The organism is Parabacteroides sp. HGS0025 (assembly GCF_000969845.1).
Taxonomy (GTDB): Bacteria; Bacteroidota; Bacteroidia; order Bacteroidales; family Tannerellaceae; genus Parabacteroides; species Parabacteroides gordonii.
The window spans coordinates 366,292-383,329 of record NZ_KQ033902.1 but is presented as its reverse complement, the minus strand read 5'-3'; the positions used below and the strand labels follow the sequence as shown (position 1 = coordinate 383,329).

Annotated in this window: 13 protein-coding genes; 7 read left to right on the top strand and 6 right to left on the bottom strand. The window is 43.8% G+C overall.

Features of this window, described 5'->3' with window-relative positions:
* Window positions 1-73: 73 nt before the first annotated feature.
* The 3 genes from HMPREF1212_RS01260 (at window position 74) to HMPREF1212_RS01250 (ending at window position 4,496) form a co-directional block, all read left to right on the top strand.
* Window positions 74-1,996, top strand: coding sequence for an LptF/LptG family permease (locus HMPREF1212_RS01260; protein ID WP_046148147.1), 1,923 nt, complete (start codon window positions 74-76; stop codon window positions 1,994-1,996).
* A gap of 7 nt (window positions 1,997-2,003) precedes the next feature.
* Window positions 2,004-3,221, top strand: coding sequence for a bifunctional 3,4-dihydroxy-2-butanone-4-phosphate synthase/GTP cyclohydrolase II (locus HMPREF1212_RS01255; protein WP_028729877.1), 1,218 nt, complete (start codon window positions 2,004-2,006; stop codon window positions 3,219-3,221).
* Between the two features lie 81 nt (window positions 3,222-3,302).
* On the top strand, window positions 3,303-4,496 hold the full coding sequence (locus tag HMPREF1212_RS01250; protein ID WP_046148146.1) for a pyridoxal phosphate-dependent aminotransferase: 1,194 nt from the start codon (window positions 3,303-3,305) through the stop codon (window positions 4,494-4,496).
* 75 nt (window positions 4,497-4,571) lie between these two features.
* Here the strand turns inward: HMPREF1212_RS01250 and tsf are convergent, their stop codons facing one another.
* The 5 genes from tsf to HMPREF1212_RS01225 form a co-directional block, all read right to left on the bottom strand.
* Window positions 4,572-5,561: a translation elongation factor Ts gene (gene tsf, locus HMPREF1212_RS01245; RefSeq protein ID WP_046148145.1), complete on the bottom strand. Its 990-nt coding sequence runs from the start codon at window positions 5,559-5,561 to the stop codon at window positions 4,572-4,574.
* Between the two features lie 156 nt (window positions 5,562-5,717).
* Window positions 5,718-6,563: a 30S ribosomal protein S2 gene (rpsB, locus tag HMPREF1212_RS01240; protein WP_046148144.1), complete on the bottom strand. Its 846-nt coding sequence runs from the start codon at window positions 6,561-6,563 to the stop codon at window positions 5,718-5,720.
* Between the two features lie 136 nt (window positions 6,564-6,699).
* A complete protein-coding gene (rpsI, locus tag HMPREF1212_RS01235; RefSeq protein ID WP_028729881.1) occupies window positions 6,700-7,086 on the bottom strand; it encodes a 30S ribosomal protein S9 in 387 nt (128 codons plus the stop codon).
* 5 nt (window positions 7,087-7,091) lie between these two features.
* Window positions 7,092-7,547: a 50S ribosomal protein L13 gene (gene rplM, locus HMPREF1212_RS01230; RefSeq protein ID WP_028729882.1), complete on the bottom strand. Its 456-nt coding sequence runs from the start codon at window positions 7,545-7,547 to the stop codon at window positions 7,092-7,094.
* Window positions 7,548-8,142: 595 nt separating this feature from the next.
* Window positions 8,143-8,787 carry a porin family protein gene (locus tag HMPREF1212_RS01225; RefSeq protein ID WP_028729884.1) on the bottom strand — a complete coding sequence of 215 codons (645 nt, stop codon included), beginning with the start codon at window positions 8,785-8,787 and terminating at the stop codon, window positions 8,143-8,145.
* A gap of 1,053 nt (window positions 8,788-9,840) precedes the next feature.
* Here HMPREF1212_RS01225 and HMPREF1212_RS01220 point away from each other — a divergent pair.
* The 3 genes from HMPREF1212_RS01220 (at window position 9,841) to trxA (ending at window position 15,018) form a co-directional block, all read left to right on the top strand.
* Window positions 9,841-10,737: a hypothetical protein gene (locus HMPREF1212_RS01220; RefSeq protein WP_052349923.1), complete on the top strand. Its 897-nt coding sequence runs from the start codon at window positions 9,841-9,843 to the stop codon at window positions 10,735-10,737.
* 90 nt (window positions 10,738-10,827) lie between these two features.
* The gene (gene dnaE, locus HMPREF1212_RS01215) at window positions 10,828-14,631 is read left to right on the top strand and encodes a DNA polymerase III subunit alpha (protein ID WP_046148143.1); all 3,804 of its coding nucleotides are present in this window, start codon (window positions 10,828-10,830) and stop codon (window positions 14,629-14,631) included.
* 72 nt (window positions 14,632-14,703) lie between these two features.
* Window positions 14,704-15,018, top strand: a complete 315-nt coding sequence (gene trxA, locus HMPREF1212_RS01210) for a thioredoxin (protein ID WP_028729887.1) — start codon at window positions 14,704-14,706, stop codon at window positions 15,016-15,018.
* Here trxA and mnmD read toward each other — a convergent pair whose 3' ends face one another.
* Window positions 15,019-15,675 carry a tRNA (5-methylaminomethyl-2-thiouridine)(34)-methyltransferase MnmC2 gene (mnmD, locus tag HMPREF1212_RS01205; protein WP_046148142.1) on the bottom strand — a complete coding sequence of 219 codons (657 nt, stop codon included), beginning with the start codon at window positions 15,673-15,675 and terminating at the stop codon, window positions 15,019-15,021.
* A gap of 102 nt (window positions 15,676-15,777) precedes the next feature.
* Here mnmD and HMPREF1212_RS01200 point away from each other — a divergent pair, with 102 nt between their 5' ends.
* Entirely contained in the window at window positions 15,778-16,965 is a 1,188-nt protein-coding gene (locus HMPREF1212_RS01200; RefSeq protein WP_046148141.1) for a helix-turn-helix domain-containing protein, read from the top strand.
* The last annotated feature ends 73 nt before the right edge of the window (window positions 16,966-17,038 follow it).

Below are 17,038 nucleotides of genomic sequence, written 5' to 3'. Positions count from 1 at the left end.
ATCGTTTTTTACACTACTTTTGCCCCGTCAACCCGGATAGGTAATGTTGAAGATAAAACGATTATATACATTTATGCTGCAGACTTTCCTGCCGTTGTTCATTATGACCTTCGGTATCTGTCTGTTTATTGTACTAATGCAGTTCCTCTGGAGGTACATAGACGACATGGTGGGAAAGGGACTGGGAATCCCTGTGCTCGGCGAAATGTTTTTTTATGCTGCTTTATTCCTCCTCCCGATGGCCTTACCATTGGCTATTCTGCTTGCGTCTCTAATGACTTTCGGAAACCTGGGTGAACGCCTGGAACTACTGGCGATGAAATCGGCCGGAGTATCTCTTATACATATAATGAGACCGCTTATGATTACGATCGGTATCATAAGTATCGGTGCTTTCTTTTTCCAGAACAATGCGATGCCGGTTGTCCAAGTCAAATTATATTCCCTACTCTACTCCATGCGCCAGAAGTCGCCTGAACTGGATATTCCGGAAGGCGTATTCTATGGAGAGATCACAGGATATAATGTATATGTAAAACAAAAAGATAATAAGACGGGGTTGCTGAAAGACGTCATGATCTATGATTACTCGGACGGCTTCAACAATGCACGTGTTATCAAAGCGGATTCCGGACGGTTAAAAACATCGGCGGATAAATTATTCCTTGTCTTATCGCTTTTTAACGGTGAATCGTTTGAGAACCTGAAAAACCAAACCGGTAGTGCGGGAGCCAAAGTTGCCGTGCCATACCGAAGGGAAACTTTCGGTACGAAAGAAATTCTTATTGAATTCGATGCCAACTTCACCCGTACGGATGAATCATTCATGCAAAACCAGTATATGGGGAAAAAGCTGAATGACTTGCAGACTTCCATCGACTCAATGACTGTCAGGCTCGACAGCATAAAAGCCCTGAATGCGAAAAGCGTTTACGAAATGTCTTATCGCCGTACATTCTCCAAACCTAAAAGAGAAGAGGGCAACCAGGCGGGAAGCAGCCAGGTCAACAACACCGATTCACTGAAAAAGAAGCAGGATGAGCCGGCTATAATAATCGATTTCGACAGTCTGTATCAAGCGCAGCCAGCGAGTGGCAAGGCCGCATTGCTGGTTCGTGCTAAATCGAATATAGAAAGCGTAAAGGCTGATTATTATTTTAAAGCGGCCACAATGGGGGATGAAGCCTATAAAGTACGCCGCCACCTGACCGAGTGGCATAAAAAATTCACTTTGTCATTTGCCTGTATGGTATTCTTCTTTATCGGCGCTCCGCTGGGAGCTATTATCCGTAAAGGAGGACTCGGTATGCCTGTGGTGATTTCCGTGATCCTGTTTATCTTCTATTATATTGTAGATAATATCGGGTTCAAGATGGCCCGCGACGGAGTATGGGAAGCATGGGAAGGAATGTGGTTGAGTTCGGCCGTATTAGCTCCATTGGGTATATTCCTGACTTACAAGGCGGTGAACGACAGTGTGATATTGAATGCCGACACTTATCTGAACGCATTGAAGAACCTTATAGGAAAACGTTCAGGACGTAAGGTGGAGAAAAAAGAAGTGATCATTTTCACTCCCGATTACGGGGCAATTCTTCCGCGCCTGGATAAACTGGCTAATGATTGCGCCAGCTATTTAAAAGGTCACAAACGCTGGCTTAATTATATCACTTTCTGGAGACAGGGAGGAAAAGATCATACTGCCGAACAACTGGCAGCAGAAATGGACGGCATCATCGAAGAGCTGGCCAATTCCGACCAGAATCTGTTGCTGAATAAACTAATGGACTACCCGGTTATAGGTGGATACAACCAACTGAACGCCAACCTGAACGGCAAGATCGGGCTGGCACTCGGCATTTTCATTCCGATAGGACTTCCGATCTATCTGCTTGCCACTTATCAGCGTAAATTACTGCGCCATGACATACAGGTGGTACAAAAGACAAGCCGTGAACTGGAAGATATGATCAAGAGCTTAGAAACTAAAAATTAAAAACGATATGAGTGATTTCAGATTAAACACCATCGAAGAAGCAATTGAAGATTTCCGCGAAGGAAAATTCCTGATCGTAGTCGACGACGAAGATCGCGAGAACGAGGGAGACTTTATTGTTGCTGCAGAAAAGATAACTCCCGAAAAAGTAAATTTCATGATGACATACGGTCGCGGCGTCTTATGCGCTCCGATCACAGAAGAACGTTGCCAGGAACTGGATCTGGACATGCAGGTTGCCAGAAACACCTCTATGCTGGAAACTCCTTTCACTGTGACTGTCGATAAGCTGGGCGGCGGTTGTACAACCGGTGTTTCCATGTTCGACCGTGCAGAAACGATCCGCGCTTTGGCTGATCCCCAGACGAAACCCTCTGATCTGGGACGTCCGGGACATATCAACCCACTTCGCGCCCGTTCACGCGGGGTACTTCGCCGTGCCGGACATACGGAAGCGGCAGTCGACCTGGCTCGCCTGGCCGGACTCTTTCCCGCCGGAGCTCTGATCGAGATCATCAATGAAGACGGAACAATGGCCCGTCTGCCCCAACTGATAGAAGTTGCGAAGAAATTCGATATCAAAATTATCTGTATCAAAGACCTGATCGCTTACCGGCTGAAGACTGAATCGATCGTCGACAAAGGCGTGGAAGTGGATATGCCGACACAATACGGCCATTTCCATCTGATCCCGTTCCGCCAGAAAAGCAACGGACTGGAGCATATCGCTTTGATAAAAGGAGATATCTCCGGTGAAGAACCTGTATTGGTACGGGTTCATTCATCCTGCGCCACCGGCGACATCTTCGGTTCGATGCGTTGCGAATGCGGCGAACAGCTTCACAGAGCCATGAAAATGATCGAGAAAGAAGGACGCGGCGCCATTGTCTACCTGAACCAGGAAGGACGAGGTATCGGCCTGATGGATAAAATGAAAGCCTATAAACTCCAGGAAGAAGGATTGGATACGGTAGATGCCAACCTGCATCTGGGACACCAGGCTGACGAGCGCGATTATGGTGTCGGAGCACAGATACTGAAACACATCGGTATCACCAAAATGCGCCTGATGACCAACAATCCGATAAAACGTGTCGGCCTCGAAGCCTACGGTTTGACGATTGCGGAAAATGTTCCTATCGAAGTAACTCCTAACAAATATAACGAGTTTTATATGAAGACAAAGAAGGAGCGTATGGGACATGTACTTCACAACATCAAATAATTAGCAATTTGTTGCAAGGATTCCGATTATTAATTACTTTTGTCGCAACAATTTAAAATAACCTATACAAACAGCAGTGTCATGACACAAGTTTCAGATCGTTTAGCAAGTTTATCGCCTTCAGCAACATTGGCGATGTCTCAAAAGAGCAATGAGCTCAAAGCACAAGGTATCGATGTTATCAACCTGAGTGTGGGAGAACCTGATTTCAACACACCCGATCACATCAAGGAAGCAGCTAAGAAAGCGGTAGATGACAACTTCTCACGTTATTCACCGGTTCCGGGCTATCCCGCATTACGCAATGCGATCGTTGCCAAGCTGAAGAATGAAAATGGATTGGAATATACAGCCAATCAAATCTCTTGTGCGAACGGAGCTAAACAATCCGTTTGTAATACGATCCTGGTATTGGTGAATCCGGGCGACGAAGTAATTATCCCGGCACCGTTCTGGGTTAGTTACCCTGAAATGGTTAAGCTGGCTGAAGGTACGCCGGTAATTGTTCCGGCCGGTATCGAGCAGGACTTCAAAATCACTCCGGCTCAGTTGGAAGCAGCTATCACACCGAAGACAAAAGCATTGATCCTCTGCTCTCCTTCCAATCCTACAGGCTCTGTTTACAGTGCAGAAGAGTTGGCCGGTCTGGCAGAAGTATTGAAGAAATATCCGGAAATTATCGTTATTGCCGACGAGATCTACGAACATATCAATTATATCGGCAAACACCACAGTATCGCTTCTGTTGAAGGCATGAAGGATCGTACCGTTATTGTAAACGGTGTTTCCAAAGCATATGCCATGACAGGTTGGCGTATCGGTTTCATTGCCGGCCCGGAATGGATTGTTAAAGCCGTAAACAAACTACAGGGACAATATACATCAGGCCCTTGCTCCGTATCGCAGGTGGCTGCTGAAGTTGCTTATACAGGTACACAGGCTCCGGTTGAAGAAATGCGTAAAGCATTCGAACGCCGCCGCGACCTGATCGTATCTTTGGCTAAAGATGTGCCGGGATTCGAAATCAACAAGCCGGAAGGAGCTTTCTACCTGTTCCCGAAATGTAGTTACTACTTCGGTAAAACAGACGGTCAGACTACCATCAAAAATGCTGACGACCTGGCATTATACCTGCTGGATGCAGCGCACGTAGCTTGTGTAGGCGGAACTTCTTTCGGTGCTCCCGAATGTATCCGTATGAGTTATGCTACCAGCGACGAAAAGATCGTGGAAGCAATCAAACGTATCAAAGCTGCGTTGGCAAAATTGAAATAACAATCAACGAAACCTCATAAAAAAAGGCTGTCCGCAATGGACAGCCTTTTTTATTATCTTATTTACCGCTGTAAATTATTCAGCACGCAAAGTGAAGCGTTTGAAAGCAACGATCTTCAATTCAGGATCTGCTTCCTTCATTGTTTCCGCTACAGTCTTTTTGCCATCCATGATATCTTCCTGGTTCAGCAAGCAAACTTCTTTCAAGAATTTGCTAAGACGACCTTTAGCGATGTTCTGGATCATTTGTTCCGGCAGATTAGCAGCCTTTTCAGCAGAAACAGTAGCAATAATTTCTTTAGCTTTTGCTACGTCTTCAGCAGTAATCCAGCCTTTAGACATATTACTTTCCATATGGTCTTCGCTATCCACATGTGAAGGATTGATACCAGCTTTCTTCAAAGCAGCTTCTACAGCTTTCTGAACCTGTTCAGCTTTAGTCTTTTCGATAGCCACCTGGATTTCCTGTTCCTTTACAGATTCAGGAACACCGGCTTCGTCAATAGCGATAGGATTCATAGCAGCGATCTGCATAGCGATGTTGTGAGCAACACTTTCTGATTCCTTATTGAAAGCAACGATTGTACAAAGTTGGTTCTTACCCATGTGGTTGTACACAGTTGTATAAGCACCTTCTACTACGTTGTAACCGTCCAGTTCCATTTTCTCGCCAGTGATACCGCTACGGTCAGTAACAGCGTCCTGGATAGTACCATTACCCATAGGCAATGCTTTTATTTCATCCAATGTCTGACACTTGTTAGCCACAGCAGCATCCAGAATAGCCTGAGTCAAAGCGATGAAATCTTCGTTCTTAGCTACGAAGTCAGTTTCACACTTCAAAGCGATAGTAGCAGCGAAACCGCCATCTTTTTTAGCTAATACGCAACCTTCGGCAGCGTCACGGTCAGAACGCTTAGCAGCGATAGCCTGTCCTTTTTTACGGATAATTTCCATTGCTTTTTCGATGTCACCGTCAGATTCGGTCAACGCCTTCTTGCAGTCCATCATACCAGCTCCACTCATTTTGCGCAGCTTGGTAATATCAGCCATAGTTACAGCCATAATCTTATTTCCTTATTTAATTGTTTATACTATTCTAAAAACCAACAATGGACAATGGACAATTGACAAGTCCTAAGAACTTAACTGTCAAAAGCCTATTGCCCATTGTATTTTATATTCTAATTGTCAATTGTCAACTGTCAATTGTCAATTAAATTATTCTTCGATATCTTTAGCGTACTTTCCAGCAACATTTGCGTTCAACGCTTCTTCGTCTTCTTTCTTAGTACGTTCTTTCTTTACAGTAGCTTTTGCCTTACGATCTCTTCTGGGAGCTTCGCCTTCGCCGACAGCTTCCGTATCGATCTTTTCAGCTTTGCGTTCCTGCAGACCTTCGTTCATTGCTTCGCAGATAGCGCCTAAGATAACTTCTACTGATTTAGTAGCGTCGTCGTTAGCCGGGATCACGTAGTCAATGTTGTTAGGGTCAGAGTTCGTATCAACCATACCGAATACAGGGATACCCAGGCGGTTAGCTTCGCGAACTGCGATATGTTCTTTCATTACGTCAACAACGAACAAAGCAGACGGAAGACGAGTCAGGTCTACGATAGAACCTAAAGTCTTTTCCAGCTTAGCACGCTGACGAGTGATCTGAAGTTTTTCTCTTTTTGACAGATTATCAAATGTACCGTCTTTTGTCATCTTATCGATAGTAGTCATCTTTTTGATGGCTTTACGGATAGTCGGGAAGTTAGTCAACATACCACCCGGCCAGCGTTCGATAACGTAAGGCATACCTACAGAAGCAGCCTTATCAGCGACAACTTGTTTTGCTTGTTTTTTAGTAGCAACGAAAAGTACTTTCTTTCCCTGTTTAGCCAGGTTCTTCATTACTTCTGCTGCTTCATCTACTTTAGCAACTGTTTTATATAAATCAATGATATGAATACCATTGCGCTCCATAAAGATATAAGGAGCCATAGCGGGATTCCACTTTCTCTTCAAGTGTCCGAAGTGTACACCAGCTTCTAATAACTGATCAAAATTAACTCTTGACATTTTTTTCTTTTTAAATCGTTTACTTTCTGTTTAATTTTCAACTATCAGGTAGTTCTCCGGCATGTCTGCATGCAAAAGAAATCCCGACAATTTAGATACTAAACGCTTTGTCCTTGTAAGAAACTCACAAATAACATTAACGTTTGCTGAACTGGAATCTCTTACGAGCTTTTGGCTGACCCGGTTTCTTACGTTCAACAGCACGAGGATCGCGAGTTACGAAACCTTCTGCTCTCAACGCAGGTTTATCTTCCGGATTAATCTTGATCAAAGCACGAGCGATAGCCAAACGAGCAGCTTCTGACTGACCTTTGAAACCACCACCGTCAAGGTTGATCTTGATGTCATATTGTTCTTCAACATTCAGCTTTGCAAGCGGTTGCTTAACAATGAACTGAAGGATTGTAGAAGGAAAGTAATTTGCAAGATCACGTTTGTTGATAGTTATCTTTCCCGTTCCTTCGCTTACGAATACGCGAGCAACTGCTGCTTTACGTCTTCCTATTGCATTTACTACTTCCATAGTTATTATTTAAGTGAGTTTATATCGATTGACTTAGGTTGTTGAGCTTCGTGTTTGTGCTCTGTTCCTGCATATACATATAAGTTACCCAGTAACTTTGCACCCAGACGATTTTTAGGCAACATACCCTTTACTACTTTTCTGAACAGACGATCTTCGCCCTTCTGCATCAAATCTGCAGGAGAATATGCGATCTGTCCACCGGGATATCCGGTATATCTCAAATAAACACGGTCGTTCCACTTGTTACCAGTCAGAACGATTTTATCTGCATTGATAATGATTACATTATCACCACAATCAACATGAGGAGTGAAATTGGGTTTATACTTACCGCGCAAAAGTTTTGCTACTTTTGCACAAAGACGTCCCAAAGTCTGTCCATCAGCGTCAACGATGACCCACTCTTTGTTTACAGTTGCTTTGTTTGCAGAAATGGTCTTAAAACTTAAAGTATCCACTGCTTAAAAAATTAATTAATTAATAACTCTAAAAAACAAGCGCTTAGTTTCTCACTACCATTATCACTACGGACACTTGACGTAATAATGTGCTAAAAACTAAACCCTTAGTACAATTTGATAATATTCGGCTTGCAAAGGTACGGCTTTTCTTCGAAATACAAAACTTTTGTACATCTTTTTCATTATGAACCGTTAAGAGAGAAAGGATACTAAATATGAACACACATTTTTAAGGTAAAAAGATTCCGCGTCTTTTATTAATTCGTATATTTGTAATATGGGAACGTGAGAGAAATGCTTATTCTTCAAAAGGATATAAGTGATTCCAGTGGTTGGCTGATGATTGTATTTGGTGGTTCGTTTACATATTTATTAGCGTGGATTGGCAATAAAATATTAAAATAGATTATATATGAATGGATTAGTTTTATTTTTCATGGTAGGTTGTGTGGTTGCCGGAGCTTTCCTTGCTTGGCTCTACACTAAACCGGGCAAAAAATGGCTGGACGATTTATAAAAAGAATTTCTTTTTCAGAATATAAGCCAAAGCTCTGTGTTAAGCACAGGGCTTTTTTTTATTATAATGTATTTGCTACTTACGGAAATAATACCCCAACGAGAAAGTTACATTATTTTGATAGAGTGATGATTCGCCGTCATGTTTAGAGGTACGGCGGTCGAGCGTTCCGCAAAGGGCGGATACGGAAAAGAAGAAATTAGAGTATTCCACCTGCAATCCGAGGTTAACTCCCAGATCGAACGTCTGAAGATCAGCTTCGCCGGATTTGCCGAAAACGATATCGGTATCCACATTCTCCTTTGTCCGCATTTTTCCAAACAGGGAGAAATCGACAGCAGGGCCAGCCATCACACTGAAATAAACATCGGTAAACTGGAAGGTATATACCAGATTGACAGGCACAAGAATAGAATAGTAGTTACATTTAGTTTTCGGATAAAGACGTCCGGTACCTTCTTCATCCGGTATATTGGAAAGGTAATTTCCACCCTGATGCACAAAAGCGACTTCCGGCTGCAACGACAACCTTTTATATAAAGGGATGTTTGTAAGTCCGGCTACACTGAATCCGAAACGTGCTCCCGACCGATAATTATTATCTATTTTCTGCACCAAAGAAGAATAGGCCAATCCCCCACGCACACCAAACGTAACCTGTGCAGTGGCCGGCACGATCATCAACATCACCAAAATAATTACCAATCCGATCTTTTTCATACTAAATACACTTTTCTACGAGCAAAGATAGTTTTTTTTTCTAATGATGATACTTCTTCTATCATTTTAACGTATCATTGATCAAATTCTTTTTTGGGTTGATTCTTGTCCGATATCACTGCGCAGTCAAATTTAAATTTAATGTACGAATGCGTACATTAATATATGAGACGAAAAAAGTTTATACACAATCCGCCTTCATGCCTTCATATGGCCTTATGTCTTTTGATTAACAATCTATACAATATGAACCCGTTTGTTCTTTCGCCTTCATATCGCTTTCATTCGGCCTTCATGGGTCTTCGTATAGTTTATCTTTTCCACCTTCTATATCGGCATTATTCCGAGGACAGGAAATAGCTTTCTATATCCAAATAAAATGCCTCACGAAAACCAAGCCCTTTGCACGGGAAAACTAACCTTTTTCTTCCCTACAATTATTCCCTTTTCTCCCTACTTTTATATCTGTAATATTAACTTTGCAAAAAAGAAAGGCATGCCTTACATATTAGCAATACTAGCCTTACATATAAGTAAAGCATACCTTACTTATTCAAAATAGAGGACAAAAGTAACTAATAGTCATATGCCAGCACCTTAATATTCCTATGCAAAGCCCTTAATTCTCAGCCATAGATTATAAAGACAAGAAACTCATCATTGCGATCAATTTAAACTCAAACGAGACATGAAGGCTGAATGAAAGCAGTATGAAGGCAAAAGCGCGAGCGGGTTCATATTGTATGCATTGTTAATCAAAAGACGTAAGGCCATATGAAGGCAATGAAGGCGTATTAATAAAACATAGATCATGCAGATCAGATAGATAATCACCATCCATCACCAGTTGTAGAAAATAACTAAAATCAAGCAAATAATATGTATATTAATAGCTAAGGTAACCTATTAACTAACAGATGTTAGACGAATCCGTTATCTCTTATTTTTATCTAAAAGAAAGCCCCCGAAATGACAACATCCGGAATAATCCCGTTTATTTGAAACACAAAAAGATTGTTTCGATTATTATTTATTCATTTTAATAGGTTGACGATGATTTATGAAGGGTTGATCCTGATTGAACAGGATTTGAAAGAAATGATAGAGTCGAATTTAGGCCGCACAGGCCTTTTATACCGCATCTACTCAAGAATTAAAAGCAATGATTCTATCAACGAGAAGATTAACAGGAAAAATTATCAGGAAAGCGGTAAACTGATTCAGGATGTGATCGGGATACGGGTAATGACGTACTTCAGCGAAGACATCGATGTGCTGATAGACTATTTCTCCTCTATTTTCGATGTGATAGATCTGGAGCATGACAAGATGGACATCGCTAATTTCAATCCGGTACGTATCAATATGGTCTGTCGGCTGCAAAACGAACAACTGAAAGAGTTCAACACCTGGAAGAATCGTTATAGCGAAAGCTTTAAGCGGATCGATTCCACCTTCGAGATACAGGTACGTACTACGCTTTCGGAAGGATGGCACGAAATAGAACACAACATGCGATATAAATGCAAAAAGGAATGGCAATCGCTGGAAGACGAGTCCATCATGCTGAACGGCATTCACGCCACACTCGAGACCAGCGACCGTACGCTCTTCAAACTGTTTGAGGAAATTTCCTATCAGCATTATAAGAGCCGGAACTGGACGGGAATGCTGCGGAATAAGTTTCGCCTGCGGTTCACCCTCGAACCGCTTTCGCCGGATATCATCACTCTTTTCAATTTCGATAAAGAGCTGGCTAAAGCCTTCTATAAGATAGAACGTTCTCTTATCCTGCATGAACTGATCAAGCATGATCTCCGGATGGATATATCATTTAATAACATTATTTATCTATGCAACTATCTGTTTGTGAAAAACGAACTGATACACCAGATCACACCACCCGCATTAATGCTACGGTTTGAGGAAACTTTCAAACAGGATAGTTAAAGACAGGCCTGTTTTGGAAATCTACATTTATTTTACCAAACAAATGTAGTATCTTTGTTTGGTAAAATAAAAAGTCTTTCAAACATAGATATGGAACCATTTATACATTTACATGTCCATACCCAGTATTCGCTGCTGGATGGACAAGCCTCTATTGACGCCTTGATCGACAAGGCACAAAAGGATGGGATGAACGCCATTGCCGTTACCGACCACGGTAACATGTTCGGTATAAAAGAGTTCTTCAACAAAGTTTCGAAAAGGAACAGCAAACCGCTCGGAGCTATCAAAGGTTTTGAAAAAGAACTCAAAGCACTCAAAGCAAAAGAAGAACTTACCGCCGAAGAACAGGCACACCTTCAGGAGCTGCCGGGACTGATAGAAGCGGAAAAGAAAAAGATATTCAAGCCTATTATCGGCTGCGAATGTTATTGTGCACGCAACGGAAGGCATAATAAAACGACGAAGGAAGACCGAAGCGGTTACCACCTGATCGTGCTGGCTAAGAATATGAACGGCTACAAGAACCTGATCAAGATGGTATCCATCTCGTGGACGGAAGGTTTCTACGGACGTCCGCGTATCGACCATGAACTGATCGAAAAGTATCATGAAGACCTGATCGTCTGTTCGGCCTGTCTGGGGGGAGAGATCCCGCAGCACATCATGCACGACCGGATAGATAAGGCGGAAGAGTCGATCCTATGGTTCAAAAATCTGTTTGGTGAAGATTATTACCTGGAAATGCAACGGCACGAGACACACGACCCGAACGCCGACTGCACCACCTATCCCAAACAACAGGAAGTAAACAAAGTGCTGATCGAACTGGCACGTAAACATAATGTCAAGCTGATCGCTACCAACGACGTCCATTTCGTGAATGCGGAAGACGCCGAGGCACACGACCGTCTGATCTGCCTGAGTACGGGGAAAGACCTCGACGACCCGACCCGCATGCGCTACTCCAAACAGGAATGGATGAAGACGACGGCCGAAATGAATACCATCTTCGCAGACCTACCGGAAGCACTCAGCAATACGCTCGAGATTGCCGACAAGGTAGAGTTCTACTCGATCGACAGCGGCCCTATCATGCCTACCTTCGCTATTCCCGAAGAATTCGGCAGCGAAGAGTCATACCGCGAAAAATACTCCGAACAAGACCTGTTTGAAGAGTTTACCCGCGATGAGAACGGAAATGTGGTATTGAGCGAAGACGATGCAAAAGACAAGATAAAGAAACTGGGCGGATACGACAAACTATACCGTATCAAGCTGGAAGCCGACTATCTGAAGAAGCTGACTTACGACGGTGCCAGGATTTGTTATGGCGAAGACTTGTCGGACGAAGTTAGAGAACGTCTGGATTTCGAGTTGCACATCATGAAGACGATGGGTTTCCCCGGCTACTTCCTTATCGTGCAAGACTTTATTGCCGCCGCCCGCGAACAACTGGGCGTATCGGTAGGCCCGGGACGTGGTTCGGCTGCCGGTTCGGCTGTAGCCTACTGTCTGGGGATCACCAAGATCGACCCGATCAAATACGACCTGCTGTTTGAGCGTTTCCTGAATCCCGACCGTATCTCCCTTCCCGATATCGATACCGACTTCGATGATGACGGCCGCGGCGAAGTGCTGCGCTGGGTAACGGAAAAATACGGTGCCGACCGGGTAGCGCATATCATTACCTACGGTACGATGGCAACCAAATCGGCTATCAAGGACGTAGCCCGTGTCCAGAAACTACCGCTTTCCGAATCGAACCGCCTGGCCAAGCTGGTGCCGGATAAGATACCGGACATGAAGAAGTTTAAGCTGAAAGACGCGATCAACTACGTGCCCGAACTGCGCGAAGCGGCAACCGGAAGCGATCCGCTGGCACGCGATACATTAAAATATGCACAGATGCTGGAAGGTAACGTGCGTAATACGGGTGTACATGCCTGTGGAGTCATCATCGGACGATATGATATATCGGATGTGGTTCCGGTAAGTACCGCCAAAGATAAGGAAACCGGCGAAGAGATGCTGGTTACCCAATATGAAGGTTCGGTAATCGAAGAAACCGGACTGATCAAGATGGACTTTTTGGGACTGAAAACCTTGTCCATCATCAAAGAAGCGATTGAAAACATCCGGCTGACGACCGGAGATACCCTGGATATCGACCATATCAGCCTGGAAGACCCGGCAACGTATAAACTATATTGCGACGGTAAGACCACCGGAACATTCCAGTTTGAGTCCGCAGGTATGCAAAAATACCTGAAGGAGTTGCAACCTTCCAAGTTTGAAGACCTGATCGCCATGAATGCCCTGTATCGTCCGGGGCCTATGGATTATATTCCCGACTTTATCGACCGTAAGCACGGACGTAAACCGATCGAGTATGATATCCCCATCATGGAGAAATATCTGAAAGATACCTATGGTATTACGGTCTATCAGGAACAGGTCATGCTTCTGTCGCGTTTGCTGGCCAACTTCACCCGTGGTGAGAGTGACGCCCTGCGTAAGGCGATGGGTAAAAAGCTGATCGACAAGATGAATCACCTGAAGTCGAAGTTCATGGATGGCGGTCAGAAGAACGGTCATGCGGCCAAGACACTCGAAAAGATCTGGTCCGACTGGGAGAAGTTTGCATCCTATGCCTTCAACAAGAGCCATGCTACCTGCTATTCGTGGGTGGCCTACCAGACTGCTTTCCTGAAGGCGAACTATCCGTCTGAATATATGGCTGCCGTACTGAGCCGAAGTTTATCCAATATCGTCGATATCACAAAGTTCATGGACGAATGCAAGGCGATGGGTATGCAGGTATTAGGGCCGGACGTAAACGAATCGATCCTGAAGTTCAGTGTAGATAAGAATAAGAACATCCGTTTCGGACTGGGAGCCGTAAAAGGAGTTGGCGAGTCGGCCGTACTCAATATCATTGAAGAACGGAAGAAGAACGGCCCGTATAAGAATATTTTCGATTTTGTGGAACGTGTCAACCTCTCCTCCTGCAATAAGAAGAACATCGAATCGCTTGCCCTGGCAGGGGCTTTCGACAATTTCGGTATTCAACGCGAACAGTTCTTTGCAGAAACGGGTAAAGGCGAAGTCTTTCTCGACACATTGGTGCGTTATGGCAATAAATTCCAGATGGATAAGAGTTCTGCCGCCAACTCCTTATTTGGTGGCGACGACCTGCTTGTTGCCATCTCCAAACCGGAGATTCCGGTCTGCCAGCGTTGGAGTGATCTGGAACGCCTGAACAAGGAAAAGGAACTGATAGGCATCTATCTGTCCGCCCACCCGCTGGACGAATACCGTATCGTATTAACCTATGTATGTAATACGGGTATGGCCGAGATCAGCGACCGTGAAAGCCTGAAAGGACGCGAAATGTTGCTGGGTGGTATCGTGACCGACTTCCGGGAAGGTATGACCAAGACGGGGAAACCTTATGGAGTGGTTAAGATAGAGGACTTTACCGGTAGTGGCGAAATTGCCCTGTTCGGTAATAACTACATCGAATACAGCAAGTATTGCAAGATCGGTATGTACCTGCTCATTACCGCCCGTGTAGAGCCCCGCCGCTGGAACGAGAATGAGCTCGACTTCAATATCGGTTCCATCCGCCTGTTGCAGGACGAAAAAGACAAGCTGATCGAAAAGATAAGCATCACCTTGCCGATCCACGACCTCGACGAGCCCACAGTCAATGAATTATCGGTGCTGATCAAAAACAATCCGGGACAGAGCTTGTTATATTTTAGAGTGGTTGACGGAGAACATAATATTTCACAAAGTTTCTTCTCGCAGAATATCCGGCTGAATGTAACGCATAAGCTGGTGGAGTTCCTTCAGGAGAACGAAAATATTGATTTTAAAATTAATGGCTAAAGTTGTGCGGTGTAGAAAGAATTAGTACTTTTGGCACCTCTATTGGGAACAATTTAAATTAGATATACAATTATGGCACTAGAAGTTACAGATGCAAATTTTGAAGAGTTGGTAAACTCTGGCAAGCCCATGGTCATTGATTTTTGGGCAGAATGGTGTGGTCCTTGCCGCATGGTAGGTCCGATCATCGATGAATTGGCTACCGAATATGAAGGTAAAGTTACCATCGGAAAGATGGACGTAGACAACAACAATGACGTAGTTGCCCAGTTCGGAATCCGTAATATCCCGACAGTACTGTTCTTTAAGGACGGAAAACTGGTTGACAAACAAGTTGGTGCAGCACAGAAGCCTGCTTATGTAGCTAAGATCGACGCACTTTTATAATTACTTCATAGCACGAAGCATTTCGCGCTTTCCCGGGGGGCCGGGTATTCTTTCAACGGAATACCCGGCCTCTTGCATCATACGCCGTACTACTCCTTTGGCACAATAGGTGGTCAGGATACCTCCTTCCGCCATGTGTGCATATAGATTATTGAATATTTCCTGGTTCCACATTTCGGGTTGCTTGTCGGGGGCGAAGGCATCGAAATAGACAAGGTCTATTCCTCCGGGCAGTTCGCAGCTGTTATTGTCGCCTTGTATCTTATGTAAAGTAAAATGACCGGTGATGTTTGCGGGTTCGTTCCACGGGGCTGCATGCAAGGCACTGAACAGTTCTTTCTTTCCGGGGCAGATCACTTCGCCATAGTTCAGAGCCTGTACAAGCTGCGGTTCGAGCGGATAGAGTTCGATGGAATAATAGTTTACCGTACGGTTATTCTCTTCTGCATCGAGTAGCGTAAGAAAAGCATTCAGTCCCGTTCCGAAACCGATCTCGAAAACAGTAATATCTTTTTTAGCCTGATGATGCAATCCGGCTTCAATAAACACATGGCGCGACTCCTGTACCGCCCCGTTCACAGAATGATAATGCTCGTCCATTTCGGGAATAAATAAGGTATGGCTACCGTCTGCCGTCTGTTGTAGTTCTCGTCTCATCTGATTTTCTTACACTTTCATTATTTTTTTGATTCTGCAAAGATATAAAAATATAGAATTGATTACTTTTGCGGGCAAAATCATTACTAGTAACATATATACATGCTGCAATATTTCATCCTCTCTACTCCTTCTTTTGTCAGTCTGTTCTGGGCGTTCGCCTTGCTGATAAAGAAAGGTAAAAGCTGTCGGACCGAGAGGGTCTTAGCAATCGATCTGTTGTTTTGTTCTGTAGTATTTTATATATATGGAAGTTTCTTCGTATCTGATACCGATTATGAAAACCGTTATCAGCAGGACATCATTTATACATTTTTCCTTCCGATGCTTTATCCGCTCCACATGGTCTATGCCAAGCAGCTGACGGATACAAAGAGCTTCCGGTGGTGGCTCATACCGGCATTTGCACCTCCCTTCATACTAACAGCGTTGACGGCTACCGGTTATTTGTTGATGGGAAAAGAAAACTCCATCATCTATGCTCGTGATTACCTGTTTAACTATGGAGAAAAGCATTTCCCGGCCGACTATCCTTTGTTTAAACTGCAATATTTCTGGAATGAAGTGCTTTTTATTATAGTTATAAGCATTCAAACGCTGGTTGCATTTATTTACTTTTCATACCGTATCATCAAATATCGCCGCCAGCTAAAGGAGTTCTATTCCAATCCAGACGAACATTTCCAACGGAACTTTTACTTTATTTTTGCAGCTACCGGGATCTATTCGCTGCTTACATTCATAGCCGTACTGGCCGACCTGAACAGTTATAACTCGCGTCCGTTGTATGTAAATACGATATTTATCTTTTTCGCCATCTCCAGCTATATACTGGCCTATGCCGGCTATCATATCCAATATACGGCGGAAGACTTTGCCCGGCAGCTTGCACAAGCCGATCTTGCCGAAGAACAAAACAGCAATCCCCTTACCGACGATTGTGAAGAAAGAAAAAGCTATAACCCCAGGCTTGTTTCTCTTTTTACCAACCTGATCGAAGAAGATAAAATATACCTGAAAAGCGATCTCCGGCTGGACGAAGTAGCGGCGATGATACAAACCAACCGTTGCTATATATCCCGCTTGATAAATGAGAAATACCAATGTACCTTTTCGGAGTATATCAATAGCTGCCGTATCGGCTATGCACAAAAACTAATGCAGCAAAATCCGTTAATGAAGCAGGAGGTGGTAGCTTCCGAATCCGGCTTCTCGCATGTCGCCAGTTTCAGTAGAACTTTTAAACGAGTAACAGGAATGACACCCAAAGAGTGGCTCAAATTACAGTAAAACAGTTTCGAATATACGAATTGCAAAAAGATTTATACCTTTTGTCAAAACCAAACACCTAAGATAAACAAAG